This is a genomic window from Luteitalea pratensis (assembly GCF_001618865.1).
In the GTDB taxonomy this organism is placed as follows: Bacteria; Acidobacteriota; Vicinamibacteria; order Vicinamibacterales; family Vicinamibacteraceae; genus Luteitalea; species Luteitalea pratensis.
In genome coordinates, this window is the sequence record NZ_CP015136.1 from 7,144,241 (window position 1) to 7,168,370 (window position 24,130).

At 68.8% G+C, this 24,130-nt stretch carries 21 protein-coding genes; 11 read left to right on the forward strand and 10 right to left on the reverse strand.

Translation table 11 applies throughout. The features are described from left to right. Positions 1–48: 48 nt before the first annotated feature. Positions 49–348, reverse strand: coding sequence for an HU family DNA-binding protein (locus LuPra_RS30045; protein WP_110174190.1), 300 nt, complete (start codon positions 346–348; stop codon positions 49–51). A gap of 169 nt (positions 349–517) precedes the next feature. Between LuPra_RS30045 and queF the strand changes: the two genes are divergently transcribed. The 4 genes from queF (at position 518) to LuPra_RS30065 (ending at position 7,344) form a co-directional block, all read left to right on the forward strand. Continuing rightward, complete coding sequence (gene queF / locus LuPra_RS30050) at positions 518–865, forward strand: preQ(1) synthase (protein ID WP_110174191.1); 348 nt, start codon at positions 518–520, stop codon at positions 863–865. A 202-nt stretch (positions 866–1,067) separates the two neighbouring features. Further along, positions 1,068–1,331, forward strand: coding sequence for a Smr/MutS family protein (locus LuPra_RS30055; protein ID WP_110174192.1), 264 nt, complete (start codon positions 1,068–1,070; stop codon positions 1,329–1,331). Between the two features lie 536 nt (positions 1,332–1,867). Continuing rightward, a complete protein-coding gene (locus LuPra_RS30060) occupies positions 1,868–4,120 on the forward strand; it encodes a DEAD/DEAH box helicase (RefSeq protein ID WP_110174193.1) in 2,253 nt (750 codons plus the stop codon). Next, positions 4,117–7,344, forward strand: a complete 3,228-nt coding sequence (locus tag LuPra_RS30065; protein WP_110174194.1) for an Eco57I restriction-modification methylase domain-containing protein — start codon at positions 4,117–4,119, stop codon at positions 7,342–7,344. The genes LuPra_RS30060 and LuPra_RS30065 overlap by 4 nt, the downstream gene beginning before the upstream one ends. A gap of 13 nt (positions 7,345–7,357) precedes the next feature. On the opposite strand, the gene LuPra_RS30070 is transcribed toward LuPra_RS30065, so the two are convergent. From LuPra_RS30070 to LuPra_RS30080, 3 genes are read right to left on the reverse strand one after another with little or no spacing between them, the layout of a single operon-like run. Continuing rightward, on the reverse strand, positions 7,358–7,639 hold the full coding sequence (locus LuPra_RS30070; RefSeq protein ID WP_110174195.1) for a DUF1634 domain-containing protein: 282 nt from the start codon (positions 7,637–7,639) through the stop codon (positions 7,358–7,360). Next, positions 7,636–8,454: a sulfite exporter TauE/SafE family protein gene (locus tag LuPra_RS30075; protein ID WP_110174196.1), complete on the reverse strand. Its 819-nt coding sequence runs from the start codon at positions 8,452–8,454 to the stop codon at positions 7,636–7,638. Before LuPra_RS30075 ends, LuPra_RS30070 begins: the two co-directional genes overlap by 4 nt. Positions 8,455–8,461: 7 nt before the next feature. Next, on the reverse strand, positions 8,462–9,427 hold the full coding sequence (locus LuPra_RS30080) for a ketopantoate reductase family protein (RefSeq protein WP_110174197.1): 966 nt from the start codon (positions 9,425–9,427) through the stop codon (positions 8,462–8,464). A 64-nt stretch (positions 9,428–9,491) separates the two neighbouring features. Between LuPra_RS30080 and LuPra_RS30085 the strand changes: the two genes are divergently transcribed. Beyond that, the gene (locus tag LuPra_RS30085) at positions 9,492–10,973 is read left to right on the forward strand and encodes a flavin monoamine oxidase family protein (RefSeq protein ID WP_110174198.1); all 1,482 of its coding nucleotides are present in this window, start codon (positions 9,492–9,494) and stop codon (positions 10,971–10,973) included. Positions 10,974–11,175: 202 nt separating this feature from the next. On the opposite strand, the gene LuPra_RS30090 is transcribed toward LuPra_RS30085, so the two are convergent. The 4 genes from LuPra_RS30090 to LuPra_RS30105 all read right to left on the reverse strand — a co-directional run bounded on the left by LuPra_RS30090 (position 11,176) and on the right by LuPra_RS30105 (position 16,927). After that, positions 11,176–12,102, reverse strand: coding sequence for a carbohydrate kinase family protein (locus LuPra_RS30090; protein ID WP_157899861.1), 927 nt, complete (start codon positions 12,100–12,102; stop codon positions 11,176–11,178). Positions 12,103–12,172: 70 nt separating this feature from the next. Further along, on the reverse strand, positions 12,173–14,101 hold the full coding sequence (locus tag LuPra_RS30095) for a hybrid sensor histidine kinase/response regulator (RefSeq protein WP_110174200.1): 1,929 nt from the start codon (positions 14,099–14,101) through the stop codon (positions 12,173–12,175). A 22-nt stretch (positions 14,102–14,123) separates the two neighbouring features. Continuing rightward, on the reverse strand, positions 14,124–15,506 hold the full coding sequence (locus LuPra_RS30100) for a M14 family zinc carboxypeptidase (RefSeq protein ID WP_110174201.1): 1,383 nt from the start codon (positions 15,504–15,506) through the stop codon (positions 14,124–14,126). 119 nt (positions 15,507–15,625) lie between these two features. Further along, positions 15,626–16,927: a purple acid phosphatase family protein gene (locus LuPra_RS30105; protein WP_162472863.1), complete on the reverse strand. Its 1,302-nt coding sequence runs from the start codon at positions 16,925–16,927 to the stop codon at positions 15,626–15,628. 94 nt (positions 16,928–17,021) lie between these two features. On the opposite strand from LuPra_RS30105, the gene LuPra_RS30110 reads away from it, so the two are divergent. The 6 genes from LuPra_RS30110 to LuPra_RS30135 all read left to right on the forward strand — a co-directional run bounded on the left by LuPra_RS30110 (position 17,022) and on the right by LuPra_RS30135 (position 23,270). After that, entirely contained in the window at positions 17,022–18,602 is a 1,581-nt protein-coding gene (locus LuPra_RS30110) for a DUF1800 domain-containing protein (protein WP_157899863.1), read from the forward strand. A 67-nt stretch (positions 18,603–18,669) separates the two neighbouring features. Continuing rightward, positions 18,670–19,905, forward strand: coding sequence for a DUF1501 domain-containing protein (locus tag LuPra_RS30115; RefSeq protein ID WP_110174203.1), 1,236 nt, complete (start codon positions 18,670–18,672; stop codon positions 19,903–19,905). Between the two features lie 42 nt (positions 19,906–19,947). Beyond that, positions 19,948–20,781, forward strand: coding sequence for a sugar phosphate isomerase/epimerase family protein (locus LuPra_RS30120; RefSeq protein ID WP_157899864.1), 834 nt, complete (start codon positions 19,948–19,950; stop codon positions 20,779–20,781). Further along, complete coding sequence (locus tag LuPra_RS30125) at positions 20,778–21,815, forward strand: Gfo/Idh/MocA family protein (RefSeq protein ID WP_234800620.1); 1,038 nt, start codon at positions 20,778–20,780, stop codon at positions 21,813–21,815. Before LuPra_RS30120 ends, LuPra_RS30125 begins: the two co-directional genes overlap by 4 nt. Before the next feature lie 36 nt (positions 21,816–21,851). Further along, a complete protein-coding gene (locus LuPra_RS30130; RefSeq protein WP_110174205.1) occupies positions 21,852–22,970 on the forward strand; it encodes an alanine racemase in 1,119 nt (372 codons plus the stop codon). A gap of 12 nt (positions 22,971–22,982) precedes the next feature. After that, positions 22,983–23,270 (forward strand): BMC domain-containing protein, encoded by a 288-nt coding sequence (locus LuPra_RS30135; protein ID WP_110174206.1) that lies wholly within the window; start codon positions 22,983–22,985, stop codon positions 23,268–23,270. 158 nt (positions 23,271–23,428) lie between these two features. Here LuPra_RS30135 and LuPra_RS30140 read toward each other — a convergent pair whose 3' ends face one another. Both LuPra_RS30140 and LuPra_RS30145 read right to left on the reverse strand, forming a co-directional pair. Further along, the gene (locus tag LuPra_RS30140; RefSeq protein WP_110174207.1) at positions 23,429–23,749 is read right to left on the reverse strand and encodes a heavy metal-binding domain-containing protein; all 321 of its coding nucleotides are present in this window, start codon (positions 23,747–23,749) and stop codon (positions 23,429–23,431) included. A gap of 61 nt (positions 23,750–23,810) precedes the next feature. After that, positions 23,811–24,116: a 4a-hydroxytetrahydrobiopterin dehydratase gene (locus LuPra_RS30145; protein WP_110174208.1), complete on the reverse strand. Its 306-nt coding sequence runs from the start codon at positions 24,114–24,116 to the stop codon at positions 23,811–23,813. Between the last annotated feature and the right edge of the window lie 14 nt (positions 24,117–24,130).

The following is a 24,130-nucleotide window of genomic DNA, read 5'->3' on the forward strand; positions in this document are numbered from 1 at the left end:
GCCCCGCGGGACCGCTGTCCGGCGGGGCTTTCTTCCTACCGGGCCGTGCTACTTGCGCGGCATGACGGCGTCCTTCATGGCCTTGACCACGGTCGCCTTGACACGGGTCTTGGCCGGGATCTTGATCGGTTCGCCCGTCGCCGGGTTGCGACCCATCCGGGCCTTGCTCTTGCGCACCGACAGCTTGACCATGCCGGGGAGCGTGAACTCGCCCGAACGCTTGATCTCCTTCTCTGCAAGCGCCGCGAGTTCGTCGAACCAGTCACGCACTTCGGTGCGCTTCACCTCGAACTTGTCAGCGAAGAACGCAAAGAGTGCCGACTTGGTCATCTTCTGGGCCTGGGCCATCCGCTTGTCTCCCCAATTTCACGCGCGCAAATTCTGGAAGCGTGCCTCGATCTCGTGGCGCGCGTGTCACGATTTCAGGCAAGAAACGCAATGGCGGACATGCTAACGACAAGCGAAACACGTGTCAATTGGGCAAAAAACGTCAATCTGCCCGATGTACACTCGAGCCATGGCCAGTGCCGGCATCGAGACGTTCCCGAATCCACGACCGGGACGGCCCTACGAGATCGAGACGCGGTGCCCCGAGTTCACCTCGATGTGCCCCGTCACGGGCCTGCCGGACTTCGGCGAGATCCGCATCACCTACGTGCCTGACGCCACCTGCATCGAGCTGAAGTCGCTCAAGTACTACCTGCTCGACTTTCGCAACAAAGGTGTGTTCTACGAGGCGCTGACCAACCAGATCCTCGACGATCTCGTCGCGTCCTGTGCGCCCCTGCGCATGACCGTGGTCGGCGATTTCACGCCACGCGGCGGCATCCGTACGACGGTCACCGCCACGTATCAGAAGGATTAGAGTTCGGCAAGGAGTCGGCGCACTCGTGCGTCGACCTGAAGGTCGACGCCTACGAAGTGGCGCGGAGCGCTCGATTGGTCTTCGGCACTCGTCAGTGCCCGGTTTCTCCAATCAGCCGCGAACCGCGCGCGGCGCTCGACGGCTCCGCCGGCGACTGTAGCGGTCGACCTTCAGGTCGACCGGCGCTCTGCTTGTCCGTGCCATGGAAGATCCACACGTCGTGCCGATCGGGCCGGAGTTCGATCTCCACCCGTTCGCGCCACGCGACATCCCCGATGTGGTCGATGCCTATCTCGAGGCAGCCCACGCCGCCGGGCTGCGCGAGGTGCGCCTCGTGCACGGCCGTGGCATCGGCGTGCAACGCGCACGCGTACACCAGGTACTGAGCGCCCATTCCCTGGTCGCCTCCTTCCACGACGACCCACGCAGCCACCTGGGCGCCACCATCGTCACGCTCATCGAGTAGTTCAGTAGCTGAAAGCGCTGAGCGTCAGGACGGTACCGGTCCTCAACACCCGCGACCCGGGTGCGAGTCTGTCCGGTTGCCAGTTTCTCGCTTCACTCCCGACTCCCGACTCCCCGACCCATGACACAACCATGACGCAGGGCCGGTATGGTGCCGGCTCTTTCGATGGGGCTGCGGTCAGTGCTTCCGGACACTCCTGCGTCGCGCCTCCTCGCTGACGGCCGGCGATACGACCTTCGAGGTCTGGCGCCTGGAGAACTTCGCCTGCGAAGTAGGCGCTACGCACTCCCGGCATCAAGCACCAGCATCACGCGTCAGGCGTCAGGCGTCACCTGGTACCTGACGCACATCGCACGAGCTGCGCGCGCAACTGCGCGTGACATCAACGAGCGAAGTGGCGTCTTGATGTCGCGGCATTCCTCTTGCTCTGCTCTCCGGCACCTTGGATCGCCTGCGCTGATTTCCCGCAGGATCTCGCGCGTTCCGCTCGATCTGATCGCAGAAGTCGCCAACGGCTGGCGCAGGGGAGATGGCAGATGCTGCACACCGAAGTCAGGCCAAGCGACGCAGCCGCGCCGGCCGATGGCACCTCCGCGCGAGTCTGGTGTCGGGCTCGCACGTGGCGCGTGCTCGACAAGCGCAGTGCCGGCGGCACGACCCTGTGGCGTCTCGTCAGAAAAGCGGAAGTTCCCCGCCTGATCGCATCGCCACCGGACGAAGTATCGGCAATGCGCATGGGCAGGCGCGCGGTGTCGCGGCAAACGTGGATCCGTGATGCCGTCGCGCACGTGCGCTCGCATGCGCCGGTCTGGTGGCCGGCCACGGCGACGACGCTGCCGGTTGCCGCACTGGCGTGGCAGCTCGTGCCGGCGATGATGGTCCTGTCCGGGCACCATCGACGCGTGCTGCTCGCCGACGCCGTCGGCATGGGCAAGACGATTCAAGCCGGTGTGTTGCTGCACGAGATCCACGCGCGCGAGCCCGACGCCACCACTCTGGTGATCACGCCAGCGACCCTCGTGGCGCAATGGGCCACCGAGTTGCGTACCCGGGCATGCCTCACGCCAGCGGTGCTCGATGCCGCGGCGCTGCGCCGTGAAGCCGAATACCCCCGCGCCATGGTTGATGCAGCCCGGGCCGGCACCTGCTGGCTGATGTCCATCGACCTGCTTCGTCAACCCGACGTCGTCGCCCTGCTCGTACGTACGCGATGGACACTCCTGGTCGTCGACGAGGCGCACGCCGCCGCGCCGGGAACCGCCAGGCTCGAGGCCGTGTCGCGCGTGGCCGGCGCGAGCGTGCGTATGCTGCTGCTGACTGCCACGCCCTCCGCCGGCGGCGCGGCCGACGGCTTGCGCCGGCTGGGCGCACGGGCCGGAGAGGCGCCGATGCCAGTGGTGAGGCGAGACGCGTCGCTCTTGTCGCGACCACACCGCCGTTCGCTCGCGCTGCGCGCTGGCCTCGACGCCGATCATGCGGCGCTCTGCGCGCGCCTGGATCGGTTCGTCGAGCGGGCACGCGTCGAGTCCGGCGCTCGCGGGCTCCTGCCCGCCCTGGTGCTCCGACGCCGGGCCTCATCCTGCCCGGCGGCCCTGCGGCGCTCGCTCGAACGCCGGCTCGAGGTGCTTGGGGAGTCGGCGACGACTGGCACTCCGTCTGTGCTTCCCTCGCTGTTCGAACCCGACCCATTCACGAGCCAGGACGAACGAGACGATGAGGTCATGCGCGTCGTGGCGTGGTCAGACGCGACTGCCGAGCGAACGGAACTGGAGAGGTTGCTCGAGCTCGCCCGGCAGGTGCCGCCCGCTGGCCGGAAACTCGGATGCGTACGGCGCCTGGTGCGGCGATGTCGCGAGCCAGTGGTGGTCTTCACGGCGTTCCTCGACACGCTGCGGGCGCTCCGCGCCCTGCTGCCGGCCGAAGGCGTGGTGATGGTGCACGGCGAACAGCCGGACGCCCTGCGCGCTCATGCGATCCGGTCGTTCACCGTGGGTGATGCTGCGGTGCTGCTGGCCACCGACACGGCCGCCGAGGGCCTTAACCTCCACGCGCGGTGCCGTCTCGTGGTCCATGCCGAGGTCCCCTCGTCGAGCCGCATCTTCGAGCAGCGCACGGGCCGGCTGGATCGCTATGGCCAGTCCCGCCGCGTCCACGCGGTCATCATCTCCAGCCTGACACGTGAGGACCGCGAGGCCATGGAGCGCCTGCAGGCGCGGACGCAGCGCGACAAGCAGTGGATCGCAGGCGCAGGGGCGACCACTTGCAGACGCACCGCCGTGGCGGCGCGCAGGTTGGCGCTCGACGTCGCGCAGGAGCGGCCAGCCGCCGGCGCCGCGCCTGAACGCGACCGCGACGTGCCCGCGATTCGCGCGTGCGCGCTACCTCCACGTCGTTGGCGACGACTCGTGTCGCGGCTCGAGCTGCCGATCGGGACGACAGCGGTGTGGACGGCCACCTGGCGCATCGCCGGCGGGCCAGAGCTGTCCGCCTCACGGGTGCCAGTGCTCGTAGCAGGTGACTCCTCCGGACCTCCGGACCTGACGTCGGCGGCGCGGCAGGGAGCAATGCGAGGCAGGGTGACACGGGCCGTATGGCTGGTACGTCGCCTCACCCGCTGGGAGGCCGACGCCGCACGCGCGATCGAAATGGACGAGTCGATGAACGCGATGCCGGACCTGTTTGCCGATGCGCCCCATGGCCATGAAATTCGACCCACCAGGCGCCAGCCGGACCTGTGGGCCACGCTGGAGGGCGAGACGATGATCGGACCCGCTGCCGGTGTGCGATGAGTGCGGCATGGGTGACGGGTGGCCGCGTGTGGTCGCGAGTAGTCGAGCGCCACCTCGCAACGGCACTGCTCCATGGTGCGTCGGAGGAAGCGGCCGCTCGGGCGATGCGACGATGCATCTGCACGTGGCGAGGCGCGAGCGAGACCCTCGGCCCCGCGAGCGGCGCGGCTGCCGTGTGGGAGCACCTCGTGCGACCGTGCGCGGAGGCGCTCGGATGGTCGCCCCGACGCGACGCCGCCGTGCCAGTGGGTGGCATCCACATGCGCGTGGGCGAGGCCGCGCTCGGCCCGGTGCGTCAGCTGCTCGTGGCCATGCCCTGGGGCATGGCGCACGAGGGACTACAGCGCGCAGCGACGCGACTCGGGGCTGCGCGCGATACGCGCTGGGTCGCTGCCTGCAATGGGCAGTCCTGGCGGTGGTACGACGCCACGCGGCCCTATGCGCGCGAGCACATGGCGATCGACCTGGCACACGCGTCGATCGACGCCCGCGTCTGGCAGGTGCTCTGGCTGCTGGGCCAGCTGGTCCGGAGTACGCGCAGTGCCCGGACACCGGACATGCCGTGGCTCGAGCGACTCGTGACCTCGAGCGCCAGCGAAGGTGCGGGGGCGGCGGCGGCGCTGCGCGACGGGGTGTCCTCGGCGCTCGCCGGGCTGGCTCGACGAGCGGACGGCGATCACGACGCGCACGTGATGCTCGTCTTCCAGTGGCTCTTCCTGCTGTTTGCCGAATCCCGCTCGCTGTTGCCCATGTGGCATCCGGCCTATCGCCGGAGCTACGCCGTGTCGTCGCTCGCGCGCGAGAGCGCGCCGACTCGGGTCAGTGCCGTCGGCGTGCACGAGGGCCTCGCGGCCATCGGCCGGCTGGGCCGGGACGGCGCGGAACTCGGGGGACTGACGGTGCGTGCGCTGGGCGGCCCATTGTTCTCGGGCACCCTCAAGGCCCGGCGCTCGGGGCGCATCGCCGACGCGGAACTCGGAACGATGCTGGCACAGCTCACGCACGGGAGCGGCCCGCGAAGCGGAACCCCGATCGACTTCGGCGAACTCGGCGTCGAGCACCTCGGCTCGCTGTACGAGCGCTTGATGTCGCCGCCAGTCGCGGACGGATCGCCGGCGCTGTTGCGCAAGCGCACAGGTGCGTTCTACACGCCGCGCGTCCTTGCCGACATGCTGGTGGAGCGGACGCTCGATCCTCTCGTCCGCGGCGCCTCGTCACGCGAGATCCTCGGCCTGCGCATCCTCGATCCAGCGATGGGAAGCGGCGCGCTGCTCGCGAGTGCCTTGCGCTACCTGGTCGCCGCCGTGGAGGCGGCCTGGATTCGCGAGGGACTCGGCGGCCCGCTCGACGTACCGAGGCACGAGCGCGAGTCGCTGCCACGCTGCATAGCCGAGCAATGCCTCTACGGCGTCGACGTCAACGCCAGGGCGGTGGACGTGGCACGGCTCTCGATCTGGTTGCTCTCGATGGCTCCCGATCGCCCGCTCACGTGGCTGGATGCACATCTGCGCGTCGGCAACAGCCTGGTGGGTACCTCGCCGTCCACGATTCTGTCGCGTCTGCCCGGACGCGACCGATGGCCACGGCGCCGCGCGGATGCCCAGTTGACGCTGTTCGACCTGGAGCAGTGGCATCACGAGGCCGCCGAGATCGGTCCGATGATGGAAGCGCTCGTGGCGCGACCGACCGAGTCCGCCGCTGCGGCCGGCGACAAGTCGCGCGCCCTTGCGAGCCTGCGATCGCGGAAGGTGCTCGCCGCGTGGCGGGCCCGCGCCGATGCCTGGTGTGGCGCGGCAATGGAGGTCGATCCGCCCACGAGCGGACTGTGGCGGGCCGTGGACGAGGCTCTCAGGGTGGGTGGCGCGAGCCCGGGCGCCGGCGCTGCACAGGTCTACCAATTCACCGATTGCTGGCTGGCATCGGCCGATGCGCAGCACTGTCTGCACTGGAGTCTCGAGTTCCCGGAGATGTTCGAGAACGGCCGCCATGGCTTCGACGCGGTGATCGCGAACCCTCCATGGGAGATGCTGCGTGGCGATCTCGGCAGCGGAGCCGACCGCACCGCGGCGAGAAACGACCTCGCACCACTGCTGCGATTCGTTCGCAGGAGCGGGCTGTACCGCGAAGTCGGCGGCCACGTGAACAGCTACCAGTTGTTTCTCGAGCGAATGCTCCAACTCGTGAGACCAGCCGGACGGCTCGGCTGTCTGCTGCCTGGCGGGATGCTGGTCGACCACGGCGCGGCGGCACTCCGTCGGCTCGTCCTCGACCGTGTCTCGGTCGATCAGCTCTCGATCTTCGACAACCGGGACGCCATCTTCCCCATCCACCGCTCCGTCCGCATTGTCGCCATGACGGGTACCAGCGGCGGCCCGACCGAGGCCATGCTCGTGGACGATGGCGTGCTGGCGACGACGGCAGTCCGCACACAGCGGGCAACGGAGGCGCCGCGGCTGCTGCCGCGCACGCTCCTGCGCCAGGCGAGCGGCGATCTGGAGGCGGTGCCATGGGTCCGCGACGGCGACCAGGTGCGTCTGCTCGGGCAGTTGCTGTCGTTTCCGCGGCTCGGTGGCGCGCATTGGCACCTGCGGTTCGGCCGCGAGCTGAACGCCACCGAAGACAGGGCGCTGTTGCGCAGCGGTCCGATCCCCGATGGCGGCCTCGCGGTCGTCGACGGCAAGCACCTGCAGGCGTTCTCGGTATGCCCGCCGGATACGGCCTCGTGGGTCTCCGTCGTGGACGCGGCCCGCGCACTCCCCGACCAGCGGTGGCGGCAGTGGCGACTCGCCTACCGTGACGTGTCGTCGGCGACGAACATGCGCTCGCTGATCGCGGCGTTGCTGCCACCTGCCTGCGTCAGCACGCACACGCTGTTCTGCCTGCGCACCCGGCTGGGACTACCTACGCAGCTGTACCTGTGCGGCATGTTGAACAGCCTGGTGGCGGATTGGTTCGTACGCCGGTATCTGGGCGGCCATGTGACCACGAGCCTGATCGCGAGCCTCCCGGTCCCGAAGGTTGCGGCGACACATCCGCTGCGGCGGCGCGTCGTGCGGCTAACGGCCAGGCTGATGCGCACCGCTGACGATGAGCGGGCGCAGGGCGAATTGCAGGCGGCCGCCGCCACGCTCTACGCGCTCGGCCAGGAATCGAGGGCTACCGTGGCCGCGGACTTTCCGCGACTGTCGCCCGTCGTCCGCGAACGGCTGCTGGGTGGGGAGTGAAAGAGGTGCGCGGTCAGCCGCGCCACGCGTGCCAGATGGTCACGGCGAGGACGACCAGGACGCCGAAGGCATTGACCGCGAAGAACCAGTCGCGCTCGCGCACGTATTCGGCGCAGGAGATCAGCACCCGCGCCATTGGCGTCCCCATCAGCACGATCAGGCCGGTCTGCAGCAGCAGGTCGGCCGCGGGCCCTGGCCGGGCAAGAGCAAGACACAGGCCGGCCGCAAGCAGGCCGGTGCTGACCATCACACCGGTGCGAAGCGTACGTGCGAGGACTGTCTCGAACGTGGTCATGCGCGCACCAGCATCATGACGGCCACAAACACCAGCACGAGGCCAAGCAGCACCTTCAGCCCGCGCGCCTTCGCACGCTCCGCGATCCAGAAGCCGCCGCGCGTGCCCACCATGACGCCGAGCACCGAGGCTGCCGCATACATCGGCGGGATCTCGCCCGCCGCGTAGTACAACGGCGCGGAAGCCGCTGCCGTCACCCCGATCATCATCGCGCTCGTCGTGGCCGAGACGCGCAGCGGCACACCGCACCACGTCGTCAGTGCCGGCACCTTGAGGATGCCGCCACCGATGCCGAGCAGGCCCGAGACGTTACCGGCGAGGAACGACACAAACAGGGCCAGCGGCAGTCGCCGCACGCGGTAGGCGCGCAGCCGTTTCTGTTCGTCGCAATACCACTGCCCACCCAGCCAGCCCGTGCCGTCCGTGCTCTCCTGGTCCGTCGTCCGCCGATAAATCTCGCGGAACATCACGCCGGCGATGAACAACGCGACGGCGCCGAAGAGCAGCCGCAGCGTACGCTGCGGCAGCGCCTGCGCCGTCAGGCCGCCGGCCAGGCCACCGATCGTGGTCGCGATCTCGAGGACGATCCCGAGGCGGAAGTTGACCGTGCCATCGCCCAGCTTCTGCGCCGACACGACGCTGGACGTCGCAATCACCGTCATCAGGCCGATGCCAGCGGCCTGGCGGAACGGCAAGCCGTACACGAGGGTCAGCGCCGGCACCAGGAATACGCCGCCGCCCAGGCCGAGCAGCGCGCCGACCATGCCGCCGAGCGCGCCCAGCGCCATCACGCCGACGATGCCGAGCAGTGTCACCAGCGGCTCACCGGGAACTACCTCCGATGTACGGAGTGAGCGTGGACGCCAGCGTCGCCATCACGGGCGTTGGCACGCCCAGGGCGGCACCGCGACGCACGACGTCGCCGGCCAGTGCGTCGAGTTCGATCCGCTTGCCGGCTTGAAGATCGATGAGCAGCGAAGATCGCGTGCCGGCGGGCAGTGCGTCCATGTAGCCACGGACACGATCGAGCACGTCAGGGGCGACGGCAATCCCCTCGGCGCGCGCAACCGCCTCGGTCTCGGCGAAGGCAGCGTCGAGCGTCGCGCGCAATGCCGGCGTCGACCACACCACGCCGGCGGGCTGCCGTGCGGCGCCGGTAACGGCGGCAAACGGCGCGAGATAGACGAACTTCTCCCACAGGGGGACACGCGCGTCGGCCACCGGTTCGGCCTGGATGTCGGCGCGCCGAAGTAACTCGGCCAAGGCCAGAACTCGTGGGGAAGGCTCCGCAGAAGGCCGGGCTCGGAGAGCCGGCCCTACCGTGTCGGGGATCTCGCCGAACACGATGCGTCGATGCGTGCCCGTCTGCTGGATCAGGCCTGGAGCCTTCAGGGCCGTGGCGATATAGGTGGGTCCGGCGAGTACCCGGTCCACGCCGACGACGGTGCCGACGTCCGCCGCGCTCGACACCCCGTTCTGCAGCGTGACCACGAGCGTGTCCGGCCCCAGCAACGGTCCGAGCAACGGCAGCGCCGTGGCGTTGTCGTAGGTCTTGACCGCGTACAGCACCACGTCGGCCGGTCCGATCCCGGCGGCGTCGGCCGAGACGCGAGGGTGAACCACGAGGTCTCCAAGCGGACTCCACACCCAGAGCCCGCGTGACCGGATCGCCTCGAGGTGAGCGCCGCGCGCCAACAGCGCCACGTCGAACCCCGCGTGCGCCAGCCGCGCCGCGTAGTACCCACCGACCGCTCCCGCGCCCACCACCGCAAACGTCGCGTCGGACATCGCAGAGGCATTATCGCGGCATTCGCCTGTTCGAGCCCGGTGCCGACGACGTTGTTCCAGATCGATGCGTTCCCTCTACGCGCGCCTGCACGACCGCTATTCCCCCGATCGGCGGGACGGATTGACCCGTCGCCAGATGCTGCTGACGTCGCTCTCCGCGGGCGCCGGGTTGCTCCTCAGCAGCCGAAGCCACGCGCAGGGCGCCGCCGGACGCGGCCGCGTCATCGTCGTCGGCGCGGGATTCTCAGGCCTGACGGCGGCCTACGAACTCGCGAGCGCAGGCCTCGATGTCCAGGTCATCGAGGCGCGCAACCGTGTCGGCGGCCGCGTCCTGTCCTTCAGGGACTTCGTGCCGGGCAAGGTCGTCGAAGGTGGCGCCGAGTTGATTGGCTCTAACCACGTACTGTGGCAGGCCTATGCGAAGCGCTTCGGGCTCGAGATGAACCCGATGACCGACGACGAGGGTCTCTCCGATCCGGTCGTCCTCGACGGACGTCGTCTCACGGCGAGCGACGCCCACGCTCTGTTTGTCGAGATGGAGGCCGCGTTCGCGACGATGAACGAGGACGCGAGAAAGCTGGTCGACGCCGATCGGCCGTGGCTCGCAGACGACGCCAGCGCCCTCGACCTCAAGACGGTGGGCGACTGGGTGCGTGGCCTCTCGTGCTCGGAGACGTGCCGTGGCGCCATCGACGCGATGCTCACCGCAGACAACGGCGTGCGGACGGAGTGGCAGAGCTACCTCGGTCACCTCGCGATGGTGAAGGGTGGCGGCGTCGAAGCCTTCTGGACCGACTCCGAGCTGTACCGCTGCAAACAAGGCAACCAGCAGCTGGCCGAACGGCTGGCTGACAGCGTCGGCCGCGACCGGATCACTTTGAAGACGCCCGCCACGCACGTGGCGACGTCATCGTCGGGAGTGCGCGTGCGGCTGGCGGACGGCCGTACGCTCGAATGCGACCAGGTGGTGATCGCCGTGCCACCGAACACGTGGAATCGCATCGCCTTCGACCCGGTGTTGCCAGCGCACATCCAGCCGCAGGTCGGCGCGAACGTCAAGTTCCTGATGCGGGTGAAGAGTGAGTTCTGGAGCCGCGCCAGACTATCGCCGAACTTCCTTTCGAGTGGGCCGGTCCAGATGACATGGCACCAGACCGAGAACCAGCACGGTCCGGGGATGTGCCTGAATGCCTTTTCCGGCGGGCCTGGGGCGGAGGAGGTCAGGTCGTGGACACCGGAGGAGCGAATGCGCCGCTACATGCAGGTGCTGTCGCCCGTTTACAAGGCGCTGCCCTCGTCGATCGTCCAGACGCGGTTCATGGACTGGCCGTCCGACACCTGGGTCAAGGGTTCGTACTCCTTCCCGGCGCCGGGCCAGATCATGCGGGTCGGCGCGACGCTCTGGGACGGCATCGGCCGCCTGCAGTTCGCGGGCGAGCACTGTGCATGCGCCTTCCCCGGATACATGGAGGGGGCACTGCACGCCGGTGCCGCGGCGGCGCGGCGCGTTGCCGAGCAACTCGGGGTGCCGGCGCGCGTCGCCTAGGTAGGGACGCCTCTCCGAGGCGTCCATCTCCGCAAAGTGGGCCGTTCCCGATCCCCGAGTCGATCCCCCATGTCCACGGGCCGCGTTACGTGATCAGCTCTCTAGGTAGGGACGCCTCTCCGAGGCGTCCATCTCCGCAAAGTGGGCCGTTCGAGGAACGCCTGGCGGTGGTGGTGGACCGCTCGGAGAGCGGTCCCTACCTTCACGCGGGGGCCGCCTCGAGCAACGCCTCGATCTCTTCGAGCGCTGGGACACCGCCGATCGCACCTGGACGGGTGCAGCTCAGGCCCGCCGCCGCGTTGGCGAATCGCAGCACCTGGTCGGTGGACCAACCCTGCAACGTGCCGTAGATGAAGCCAGCCCGGAACACGTCGCCGGCGCCGGTCGTGTCCACGGCCTGCACCTTGAAGCCGGGCGAGTGCACCAGGCGATCGCCATCGAGCGCGATGGCGCCTTCGGCGCCGATGGTGGCGCAGAGCAGCCCCGGATGCATCTCCCGCAACTGGCGCAGGGCCGAGGCGAGGTCCTTCGTGCCCGTGAGCCCGGTCGGTACGTGCTCGGCGAAGATCGGCACCGTCACCGCCCTCACCAGATCGACCGTCCGCGGCGTGAGTCGATCGATGTCACTGGTCACCACGAGCCCGGCGGTCTTCGCGATCTCGCCAGCGACGATCGCCGCTTCCTGGTCGACGTCGTCCACGTGCAGCAGCCGCGCGGAGACGATGGCGCGCGCGGGGATCTCGTGCGGCCTGAGATGCAGCTTCTCGTCGCGGTCCCACAGCACGATACGTTCGCCCGTGACCTCGTCGACCATGATCACCGCGTACTGGTTGCGGGCGTCCTTGATGATGGCGTCAGTGCAATCGACGCTGTGGTGCGCGAGTTCGCGACGGATGCGACGGCCGTTGTCGTCGGTGCCGGTGGCGCCGATGTACTTGGCGCGCAGGCCGAATCGCGCACACGCCACCAGCGCGGTGGTCATCTGGCCACCGCAGCTGATCGTCTCGCGACTGATCCGCATCTTGGAGAAATTGCCGGTCGCCTGGGGAACGGCGGGCAGCCGGTAGACGAAGTCGACGGCGTTGGCCCCGAGGCCAACCACATCCCAGAGCACGTCGGGCGTAGGCACGATGGAGAAGTATACGGGGACCCCCTTCCGCGCCGCGAACGGCAGGGTAGGCGGGCCGCCGACTTGCCGATCAGGCGCCGGCCGTGGGCGACCGGTCCAGCAGGGCGCGGATTTTCGCGATGAGTTCCGTCGGCGTGAACGGCTTGCGAAGCAGGTGGGCCGGGTCCACGGGCCGCTGCAGCATGGCCTCGGAGTAGCCGGTCATCAGGAGCACCGGCAGGCCGGGCCGCCGGCGCGCGAACTCCGCCGACAGATCGTCGCCGGTGCGCCCCGGCATCACGACGTCGGAGACGACGATGCCCAGGTTCGGGAGATCCATGAACCGGAGGGCGCTCTCGGCATCCTGCGCCTCGAGCACCTTGTAGCCGTACTGCCGCAGTGCACGGGCAGCGAGTTCACGCACGATCGGCTCGTCCTCGACGAGCAGCACGGTCTCGTGGCCGTGCGCCGGGTGACGCGACACGGACGCACCCGCCGACGGTTCGCGTTGCGCCTGTGCGAGCGGCAGGAATACGCGGAAAGTCGTCCCGGCGCCAGGCGCGCTGTCACATTCGATTTCGCCGCCGGTCTGCGTGACGATCCCGTACACCGTCGCGAGGCCAAGACCTGTGCCGGCATCACCCTTGGTCGTGAAGAACGGCTCGAAGATGCGACTGCGCACCTCCTCGGCCATCCCGACGCCATTGTCCTGGATCATCAGCTCCACCGAGGGACGACCGGACGACTCGGCGTGGACCGGCCTGTCGATGATGCGTGTCGCGATGCGAAGCGAACCGCCCGCAGGCATGGCGTCTCGCGCGTTGCCTACCAGGTTGAGCAACACCTGCTCCAGTTGACCGAAATCGGCGACGACCCAGAGCTGCTCTTCGGCCAGGTGGGTCGTGAGCCCCACGTCCTCGCCGACGATCCGGCGCAGCATCCGGTGCAGGCCCCTGATCAGGGTATTGAGATCGAGGGTCTCGACGTGCAGCACCTGCCGCCGACTGAAGGCGAGGAGCTGTCGCGTGAGCTGGCTCGCGCGTCGGGCCGCGTTGTTGATCTCTTCGAGCTCGGTGCCGCCGCGCTGGCGCATGCGCAGCAGCTCGCAGTAGCCCAGGATCACGGTGAGCAGGTTGTTGAAGTCGTGGGCGACCCCACCGGCAAGACGGCCGATGCCTTCGAGCTTCTGCGACTGCAGGAGGTGCGCCTGCAGCTGATCCCGCTCGGTGCGGTCCCGGATGATGATCGTGAACAGCTGGTCGTCGGCCGCACCGGTGTGCGCGATGGACGCCTCGATCGGAAACGCCTCGCCGGATGCACGCACCGCGCAAAGATCGCTGACCGTGATGCGGCGGTCCCCGGTGGTGAGTCCGTCAAGGTGGCGAATCAGCGCGGAGTGCTCGTCGCCCGCAGCCGGCGGCACGAAGCGGGTCACGTCGCTGCCGATCGCCTGCGCCGCAGGCACACCGAACATCCGCTCGGCCGCGGGGTTGAAGAACAGCACGCGATGATCCGGGCCGGTGCTGACGATGGCGTCCATCGCCGAGTCGAGGATGCCGGCCAGCCGGCCCTGGCTGGTGCGATGCTGCTCGTGCGCGCGCAGCGCATCGCTGAGATCCACGGCCATCGAGAGGACGCCCACGACCTCGCCGCGTTCGTTGCGCCGTGGTGTCGCCGTCACCTCGAAGGAACACGAACGGCCGTCGTGCTCGAGTTCGACGCGGCCCTGGTGCGGGCGCCCGCGTTCGATCGCCGCGCGCTTGATGGCCACGAGCCGCTCGGCAACGTCGCCGCTGTAGACCTCGGTCTCGAGTTGCCCGATGACGTGCGACACGTCAGGCATGCCGGGCTGGTCGAGTACGGCCACGTAGCGAAGGTCCAGGTCCTGCTCTGCCGCCGTCACGCGAGCCGCCTGCATCAACTCGCCCCAGGCGCTCACGGTGGCCTGCTCGCGCCTCGCCGTCTGGTCGGCAGTCGCCGCGAGTGCGGCCATCGGTGTGGTGACCTGGGGTTTGGACATGCGTGATGCCGGCGAACGACTGTCAGGGCAGGTCGACGATGCGCTCCAGCCTATACCTGTCGGGCACGGACCCGCCACGAAGGAGCCAGAGCCGCGCCGGTCCGCCTGGGACGACCCTGGGTGTGGACGCGGTCGCGTTCCCTGGCGGCAACGACACTTCGTCGCCGACGGCGGCGGCGGTGTACGCCGGGCTGACGAAGAGGCCGCTTGCGTCCACTGTCTCGAGCGCACCGTACACGCGCAGGTCGCCGACGTCCTGGATGCTGCCCTGCCACTGCAGGACTCGACCGCCCGGCCCCTGCCGCACGACTCGCGTCCCGACTATCCCCACATCGGCACGGAACGGAGTTACACCAGTGCCGGGAATGACCGTGCCGCCCATCACGAGGGTGTGGAACAGGTCGGACTGGTTCTCCGGCAACCTCTCGTACAGCGAGGGATCGACGTTTGACACCCGGGCGCTGGCGATGGCGTCGAGCGCGGTCACGAGCGCGACGAAATTGAGTTGTACGAGCGTGCGATCCGGCTCGGGCCCAGGCCAGGGACCGGTCTCGATGAGCACGACCCCTGTGCCCCACTTCGTGATGTTGTCGCCAAACGCCCGCACCTCGAATTCGTCGTCGTAGCGACCGATGCGACCGGAGGCCAACGGGCGCAGCGCCTCGACGATCACGCTGCATGTTCGCTTGGTGAGCTGACGACGCGGATCCTCGGAGCGCGCTTCGTCGTACGCCACTGCGAGCAGCGACACGGCGGCGGGTTGCGGCGGCGTCCCGACCGAGGTGCGCCAGTTCTGGTTGTGAAGGTTGAAGCCGATGACCGGCTCGACCCGGTCGCGCAGGCCCTTGAGCAGCCGCCCCTCGGGCGTCTGGAGATGCAACGCGTCGCGGTTGATGTCGATGAACTGCGCGTTGCGTCGCTGGAAACGCTCGGCGCCATCGGGGTTGAGCATTGGCACGATGTGCAGGGTCAGGCTGTCCAGCAGGCGCGCGACGATCGGTTCCTGTCGGTGCCTGACGAGCCACTGGCACAGATCGAACAGGGCGGACGTGGCCGTCGGCTCGTCGCCGTGCATCTGGGACCAGAGAAGGACGGGCTTTGCGCCCCGACCGATGGTGAGGTGGTGAATCGCGCGGCCTTCGACCGACGTCCCAAGCACCTCGCTCGTGACGAGCCCGCCGCTCTCGCGTACCAGCCGCGCCACCCGCGCTTCGACGATGGCGTGCGTGACCAGCGGCGGTGCCGGCAGCGGCAGGCGCTCGGCCTCCCAGGTGCGCGCGAGAGCGTCCGGCGTGAGTGGCTGCAGTTCCTGGGATGCCACGGTGCAGGCAGGCGCGACGCAGGCGCAGGCCAGCAGGACACCCGCGCGCAACGAAGCGGCGCCTGGAAGTTCAAGACGAAGCATGAGCAATGAAACCTCCCAGGGCCGACGGCCTACTAGCCTACGGCCTACTAGCCTACGGCCTACTAGCCTACGGCCTACGGCCTGCAGGCTGCAGGCTGCAGGCCACAGCCAGGGGACTTTCAGTAGGTGCCCGAGAGTTCGGGCTTGCGGTCGATGAAGCGGCGCCGGCCGTTGCGCGACTTCGTGATCTCGAACGCGTCGAAGAGCTGGCCGCTCACGGTCCGCGCCTCGAAGCGCAGCGACTGCGGCGCGACGTGGACGACCTGATAGAGCTGCAGGTTGGCGCCCGTCCGCGTTGCCCAGGAGCGATTCTTGCCCACCTCGAACATCTTCGGGCCGCTCACCGACACCACGTACACGGTGCCCGCATCGTCGCGCCGCGGCCCGCCTTCGGTGAGGTTCTCGCCGCGGCCGTAGGTGTGATCGTGACCCGTGAGCACGAGGTCCACTTCGTACTTGTCGAACAGCGGTTTCCAGGCCGCACGCAGCGCCGCATTGTCGCCGTCGCCGGCGACCGAGAACACCGGGTGATGGAAGGCCACGATCGTCCAGCGGTTCTTGTTGTCCTTGAGCCTGGACTCCAGCCAGGCCGCCTGGTCGGCCAGACGTCCGTCCTCCGCCGAGTTGAGCACGATGACACGCGCGCCCTGGTAGTCGAAGGAATAGGTGGTTTCCGAGAGACCCTCGGGACCGTCTTCGGGCAGGGAGAACTGTGGCCGCCAGAGCGCGGTGAGCTGGGGCGGGTCCTCGCGATTGACTCGCCCGTACTCGTGGTTGCCGACCACCGGCACTTGCGCGACGGTGCCGTTGATCCAGGCGCCGGCACCGAACCACTCGCCCCACTGGTCGTCGCTCTCGCCGACGTTGACGAGGTCGCCCGCGTGAAGCACGAAGCGCGCGCGGGGCGCGTCGGCGAACGCAGCGCGGATGGCGCGCGACCACAGCGAAGCAACATCAGCCTCCGCGTCGCCGAGATAGATGAAAGAGAAGGCGGCGGGCTCCACGGTTGCCGTGCGGAACTGGAACCACTCGCTCCACGTGCCGCCGTCGCCGACGCGATACATGTACGTCGTGCCCGGCCGGAGGGCCGTGAAGCGTGCCTCGTGGTAGTACGCGGTTCCGGCCGGAACGGGCACGGCCGTGGTGCGCGCAGGCGATCGGCGCGCCAGCGCCGTGGAGCCCGGGTTCGCGCTGGCTTCGACGATCTCGGCGAAGGTCTCCTCGACGAGGGCATCCGTGCGCCAGGTCACCGCCTGGGTCCGCGCTGGGTCGTCACGCCACGTGAGAACGACGCGACTCGGTCGTCGTCCGGGATCGGCGGAGTGGACCGGAATGGGTGCCTGGGCAGGCGCGACCATGGACCAGGCGCCCAGGGTCAGCACGCACAGCAGGACACCGTGCAGCAGGCGTCGCACGGGCATCGAATGAGAAAGTTCTGTGAAACCGGAACTCCGCGCAGAACGCAGGAGCAGGGACGGGCGCATGCTAGCACGGAGGCCTCCCCGGAGTTCTGTCATGCGCGCTTCATTCTCGCGTTCATTGGCCTGGGTCGGTGTCGTGGTGGCCGCCACGGCGATGACCGTCTCGGGTACCGGTCGGCCGCCCGCCCTCGATCGGGACGCGGCGATTCACACCGCCAATCGCCTCACGTTCGGCGCCACGCCGGCGACGGTCGAGCGCCTGCAGTCCGAGGGGCTCGACGCCTGGCTCGAGGCGCAACTGCATCCGCAGCGGGTGCCTGACCCGCGGCTCGAGGCGAGGCTCGCTGCGCTGACGACCCTGACACTGACGCCGCGCGCCCTGGCTGAAATGAACCTGAAGGCGCAGCAGCGGCGACGCGCGGCGCAGGCGTCGATGCAGACAGCAGGTGCAGGCGACGGCGGGTTGGAGCGCGCGGCCGGCGGTATCGAGCCCGGCATGGAGCGCTTCCCACGCGCGGAGGATCGTGGTCCACAGCGGCAGGTGCTGATCGAACTCATCACCCAGAAGCTGGTTCGCGCAACAGCGGCCGAGCGCCAGCTGGAGGAAGTGCTCGTCGACTTCTGGTTCAACCACTTCAACGTCTTCGCGGGCAAGGGACCGGTCCGGCAGTACGTGTACGACTTCGAGCGCACCGCGATTCGGCCGCATGTCTTCGGGTCGTTCCGGACGATGCTCGGGGCAGTGGCGGGCAGCCCCGCGATGCTCTTCTACCTGGACAACTGGCAGAGCAGCGCTCCCGGCACGCAGACCTTGCGTGGGCCGGGTGGCCTGAACGAGAACTACGCGCGCGAGCTGCTCGAGTTGCACACGCTCGGTGTCGATGGCGGCTACAGCCAGGCTGACATCGTGGACGTGGCGCGTGCGTTCACGGGATGGACGATCCGTGCCCCGAGGCAGGGCGGGGACGCAATCTTCGATGGTAGGCGTCATGACCGGGGCGCGAAGACGATCCTGGGGCACGTGCTGCCCGCCGGCGGTGGACGCGGCGACGGCGAGCGCGTCATGGACATCCTCGCGCGACACCCGTCGACCGCCCGCTTCATCGCGCGAAAGCTGGCGATACGGTTCGTGTCGGACACGCCTCAGGAGGCACTGGTTGCAAGAGTGGCGTCCCGATTCCTGCAGACCGGCGGGGACCTGCGGGCCACCGTCGATGCGCTCGTCAGGTCACCCGAGTTCATCGACCGGAGCGCGCGCCTGGCCAAGGTCAAGACGCCGCTGGAATTCGTGGCGAGCGCGGTCCGCGTCACTGGCGCCGAAGTGCGGATGGCAGGCGCCCTGGGGCAGCAACTTCGCACGCTGGGCATGCCGCCGTACTTCGCGCAGCCTCCCACGGGATACAGCGACCGCGCGGACGCATGGACTAACGCCGGGGCCCTCGTGCAACGCATGAACATCGCGCTCGCACTGACGCAAGGGCGCTTGCACGGGGTTGCGCCCGCCGGCCTGCCGGAGGCGGACGGAGACGATGCGGAGACGCGGGCCAGGTCGATGGCACGGGCACTGCTCTTGCGGGATCCGTCGCCGGCGACGCTGAAGACCGTCGCGATGGCGTCGATTCCCGCGGAAATGGCTGCGCTCGTGCTCGGATCGCCGGAATTTCAACGGAAATGAACCGTCGGGACTCAGGTCCCAAGGTCCCAAGGTCTCAGGTCTCAGGTCCGGGCGGGAGTAGACCACCATGCGTGAGAATCGACGCGTTTTCGTGAAGCAGGGTGCGGTGGCGCTGCTGAGCCTCGGCTTCGCGCCCCACTTCCTCGCCCGAGCCGTCGCCGCCACGACACGGCGGCGCAAGGTGGTCGTGGTCGTGTTCCAGCGCGGTGCGGTCGACGGGCTCAACATGGTCGTGCCGCATGGCGACGGCGAGTACTACGCCGCCCGGCCGACGATTGCCATCGCGCGACCCGGCAGCACCGGCGGTGCGCTCGACCTCGACGGCCACTTCGGCCTGCATCCGCGCCTGGAGCCGTTGCATGGCCTGTATTCGCGTGGCCAGTTCGCCGTGGTCCATGCGTGCGGATCGCCCGATCCCACGCGTTCGCATTTCGATGCCCAGGACTACATGGAGACCGGCACGCCCGGCGTGAAGAGCACGCAGGACGGGTGGCTGAATCGCGTCATGGCGCAACGCCACGACGCCGAACACGCGGGCGCGATGCGCGCCGTCGCATTGTCGCCGCAATTGCCCAGGATGCTGCAGGGCCACGCGCCGGCGCTCGCGATGTCGAGCATCGAACGCATGGGCGTGGCAGGAGGCGCACGTACGGGCGACGCCTTCGAGGCGCAATACGCGGCAGCAGCCGATCAGGTGCTGCGGCAGACAGGCCAGGAGGCCTTCGACGCGATGCGGACGTTGCGCGCCGTGGAGGCAAGGGGTCCGCGCACTGCAGCCGGCGCCGCCTACCCACGCACGCCGTTCGGCAACGCGCTTCGTCAGGTCGCGCAACTGGTCAAGGCCGACGTCGGCCTCGAGGTGGCCTACGCCGAGATCGGCGGCTGGGACACGCACGTCAACCAGGGCGGCGCCGACGGCCAGCTGGCACTGCGCCTCAGTGACGTCGGCCGGTCCCTCGGCGCGTTGGTCACCGACCTCGGCACGCAGATGCAGGACGTCGTGGTGGTGACGATGTCCGAGTTCGGTCGGACGATTGCCGAGAACGGAACGCGAGGGACCGACCACGGGCACGGCAACGCCATGCTCGTGCTGGGCGGGCCGGTGCGCGGCGGCCGGGTCTTCGGCCGGTGGCCCGGGCTGACGCGGGAGCAGCGCGTGGACGGTCGCGACCTCGCCATCACCACGGACTTCCGTGACGTATTCAGCGAGGTGCTGGCGTTGCACCTCGGCGTCGACGACCTGCGACCCGTGTTTCCGGGGCATGCGTGGCAACCGTCGCGACGACTCGGCCTGCTCGCGTGAGCCGTTTGAGTTCGGCCTGCGGAGTGCGTTCTAATCACGCTCGTGAACGCGCCATCGCTCAGTGCCCGCCTCGCCGTCTGTAGTTGGTCGTTGCAACCGGCCAGTCCGCAGGAACTCATTGCCGCCGTCAGGGCCACGGGCCTCAACCGCGTGCAGCTCGACCTCGATCCCCTCCGGGAGTCACCGGATGTCTGGGCCTCCACTCAGGCCCTGCTCGAGGAGGCCGGCATCGAGGTCGTCTCCGGCATGTTCCGCACCGTCGGCGAGGACTACACGACCATGGAGACGATCCGCGTGACGGGAGGCGTCGCGCCGGATGCCACGTGGGAACCGAACAAGGCCAACATCGCCGCCACCGTGCCCATTGCCAAGCAGTTGGGGATGCGGCTGGTGACCTTCCACGCCGGCTTCCTGCCGCACGACGAGACCGACCCCGCGTTTGTCACGCTCGCGCAGCGGCTGCGCGACATCGCCGACATGTTCGCCGCACACGGCATCGGGGTCGGGCTCGAGACGGGGCAGGAGACGGCCCCTGCTCTGCGCGACCTGCTGAAGATTCTCGATCGCCCGACGCTCAGCGTGAACTTCGATCCGGCCAACATGGTTCTCTACGACAAGGGCGACCCCATCGACGCCCTGCGCACCCTCGGGCCGTGGATCGGCCAGGTGCACATCAAGGACGGCATCCGTACGAAGGTGCCCGGCGAGTGGGGCGAGGAAGTGGTTGTCGGCAGTGGCGACGTGGACTGGACAGCGTTCTTCGCGGCCTTGCACGAAGTCGGTTTCACGGGCGATCTGTGCGTCGAACGAGAGGCGGGAACGACCCGCGTGGCCGACATCGCCGCGGCACGCGAACTGGTGGAGGCCATCCAGTGAGCACCCCCATCAGTGACCGTCCGATCAAGGTCGGCGTCGTCGGCCTCGGCTTCATGGGCCTGACCCACATCAACGCCTACCGCAAGATCGCCGGTGTCGACGTGGTTGCCGTGTGCGATGCGGTGCGGCAGCCGGTCAACGGCGTACTGACGGGCATCGCCGGCAACGTCGCGGGCTCTGACACCGTCGATCTCGGCGCGTCGGTGTGCGCATACTCGAAGATCGAGGATTTGCTCGCCGACGATGCGGTCGACCTGGTCGATCTGTGCCTGCCGACGCCGCTGCACGTGCCCCAGACGCTGGCGGCCCTGCAGGCGGGCAAGCACGTGATCTGCGAGAAGCCGCTCGCGCGCACATCGGCGCAGTCGCGGCTGATTGTCGACGCCGCGGCCACCGCGAAGACGTTCTTCATGCCGGCGATGTGCATGCGTTTCTGGCCGGGCTGGGCATGGCTGAAGGACCTCAAGGCCGCCGGCACCCATGGCGACATCCTGACGGCGCGGTTCCGGCGCGTGTCGGCGCCCCCGGGATGGAGCCGTGACACCTACTTCAAGGGGGGTGATTCGGGTGGCGCGCTGTTCGACCTGCACGTCCACGACACCGATTTCGTGCAGTACCTGTTCGGCCGGCCCACAGCCGTCTTCTCGACCGGCGTGAGCCGCTTCAGTGGCGCCACCGATCACGTGGTGACGCAGTACATGGTGCCTGGCGGCGCGACCGTGTATTCCGAAGGCAGCTGGCTGCTCGCGAGCGGATTCGCGATGTCGTACACGGTGATGTTCGAGCGCGCGACCATCGACTACGACTCGGCGCGCGGCAACGCCGCCCTCCAGGTCTGGGAGGAAGGCAAGGAGCCGCAGGTGATCGTCCCCGAGGGGCCCGATGGCTACGTCGGCGAACTGCAACACCTCATCACCGCGATCCGGACCGGCCAGGCGCCCTCCATCGTCACGGCGCAGGACGGCCTGAGCGCGGTGGAGATCTGCGAAGCGGAAGAGCGGTCGGTACAGACAGGCCAGGTCGTCACGCTCTGATTCGGCTTTCCGGCGGTTCTCGGCTAGTCTCGCTCCGTGGCGAACCTCACAGAACTCCAGACTCCGCTCGTGGTCGTCGACGCACCAGCCATGCGGCGCAACATCACCCGCATGGCCGAAGCCGCAGCCGCCGGCGGCAAGCTCCTACGGCCGCACGGCAAGACCCACAAGAGCGGCTGGATCGCCCGCGAGCAGATCGCCGCGGGAGCGGTCGGAATGACGTGCGCGAAGCCCGGAGAGGCCGAGGTCTTCGCCGCGGCTGAGATCCAGGACATCCGGATCGCCTATCCGATTTCGCCGACCTATGCGCCCCGTATCCTTTCGCTGATGGACGGCGTCCGCATCTCGACCATCGTCGATGATCTGGAAGTCGCAGGGGGGTGGTCCGACGCGATGGTGGCGGCGGGGCGCCGGCTCGAAGTGCTCGTCAAGATCGACGTCGGGACGCATCGCTGCGGCGTGGACCCGCGGCAGCGCGACGCGCTCGGCTTCATCGAGCGGGTGAGCGGCATGCCGGGGCTCGACCTGCGCGGCCTGCTCAGCCACGCGGGACATTCCTACGCGGCCGGCTCGGTCGAGGAGATTGCCGACGTCGCGCGAGCCGAGGCCGCCATGATGGCCGAGCTCGTCGAGGGATGCCGCGCGCGCGGTGTCGCGCTCGAGGAAGTGAGCGTCGGCTCGACGCCGACGGCGCTGGTGAGCGCGACCCTGGATGGAATCACCGAACTTCGCCCCGGCAACTATGTCTTCCACGACCGCACCCAGGTCGGCCTGGGAGTCGTCGACTGGCCCGGCTGTGCGCTGCGGGTCCACGCTTCGGTGACGACCTTCCCCGCGCCCGACCGGCTCGTACTCGACTGCGGGAGCAAGGTACTTTCCTCGGACGGCGCCCGCGGGTTCTCGGCCACGCCGGGGTTCGGGGTCATCCTCGGGCCCGACGGGCAACCTGATCCGGGCCTGCTGATCGAGCGCTTGTCGGAAGAACACGCCGTCGTTCGCGTGACCGGCCCCACCCGCCTGCGCATCGGCGACCGGGTCACCGTCGTCCCCAACCACTCTTGCGTCGTCGCGAACCTCACGAACCTGTACGTGGTCGCCGAGGGCGACACGGTGCTCGAAACGTGCAAGGTGGACGCCCGGGGCCTGGTGAACTAGACTCTGACCCCTATGGCACCGCGTGACGTCGGCGAAGCGCTCGGCATGATCGAGACCCGTGGGCTGGTGGGCATGGTCGAGGCCACCGACGCGATGCTGAAGACGGCCAACGTGACCTTCGTGAGCTGGCAGAAGGTCGACGCCGGGTTGGTGACGTCGATCGTGCGCGGCGATGTCGCGGCGGTGAAGGCCGCCACCGATGCCGGCGCTGCTGCCGCGCGTCGCGTCGGCGAGCTCGTCGGCGTGCACGTGATCCCGCGCCCCGCGGACGAAGTCGAGACGATCTTCCCGATCTCGTAGGCGATCCGACGCCCACCGTCGACCTGACTTGGCCGCCGTAGCCTTGGCGAAGGTGGAAGGTCGACGGCTACGAAACTATGTGTAGGCGTCGACCTTCAGGTCGACGCTGACGGCTCTTTCGGCGCGTCCGCCGAACGCGCTGCCCTCTCGCCGCCGCGTTACTCGATCACGACCGCGGTCCCGCTTGCGCTGACCATCAGCATGCTGCCGCCGTTGCCGATCGTCTCGTAGTCGAGGTCGACACCGATCACCGCATTCGCGCCAAGCGACGCGGCCTGCTGCTGCATCTCCTGCACCGCGATCTCCTTGGCCTTGCGCAGCTCCGACTCGTAGGCTGCCGAGCGTCCCCCGACGATGTCGCGGATGCCGGCAAACAGGTCGCGGAAGATGTTCGCGCCGAGGATCGCCTCGCCGCTCACGAGGCCGATGTACTTCACCACCTTCGCGTTGTCGAGCGCCGACGTCGTCGTCACCAGCATGCGTGCTCTCCTCGGAGAATACCCCGGCGCCCGATGTCGGTCGCCGGCAGGGCCTGACGTGCTACTTCTCGAACACCGCGTACTGCCCGACCAGACGTTCGGCCGTGCGCGCGCCGTCGACGTCCTTCTGTGTCACGCCGTTTGCGGTGTGCGTCCAGAAACGCACCGTCAGGCGCCGGTACTCGAGCACGAAGTCCGGATGATGATCCACCGACTCGGCCTCGAACGCGAGGCGCGTGAGCACGGCGACCGCGTCGGGGAAGCTGGTGATGGTGAACTGTCGCTGGATCGCATTACCTTGCAGCGACCAGCCGGGCAAGGTGGCCAGGGCGGCGTTCAGTTGGGTGGAATCGAGGGGATCGGACACGGGATACCTCGCGG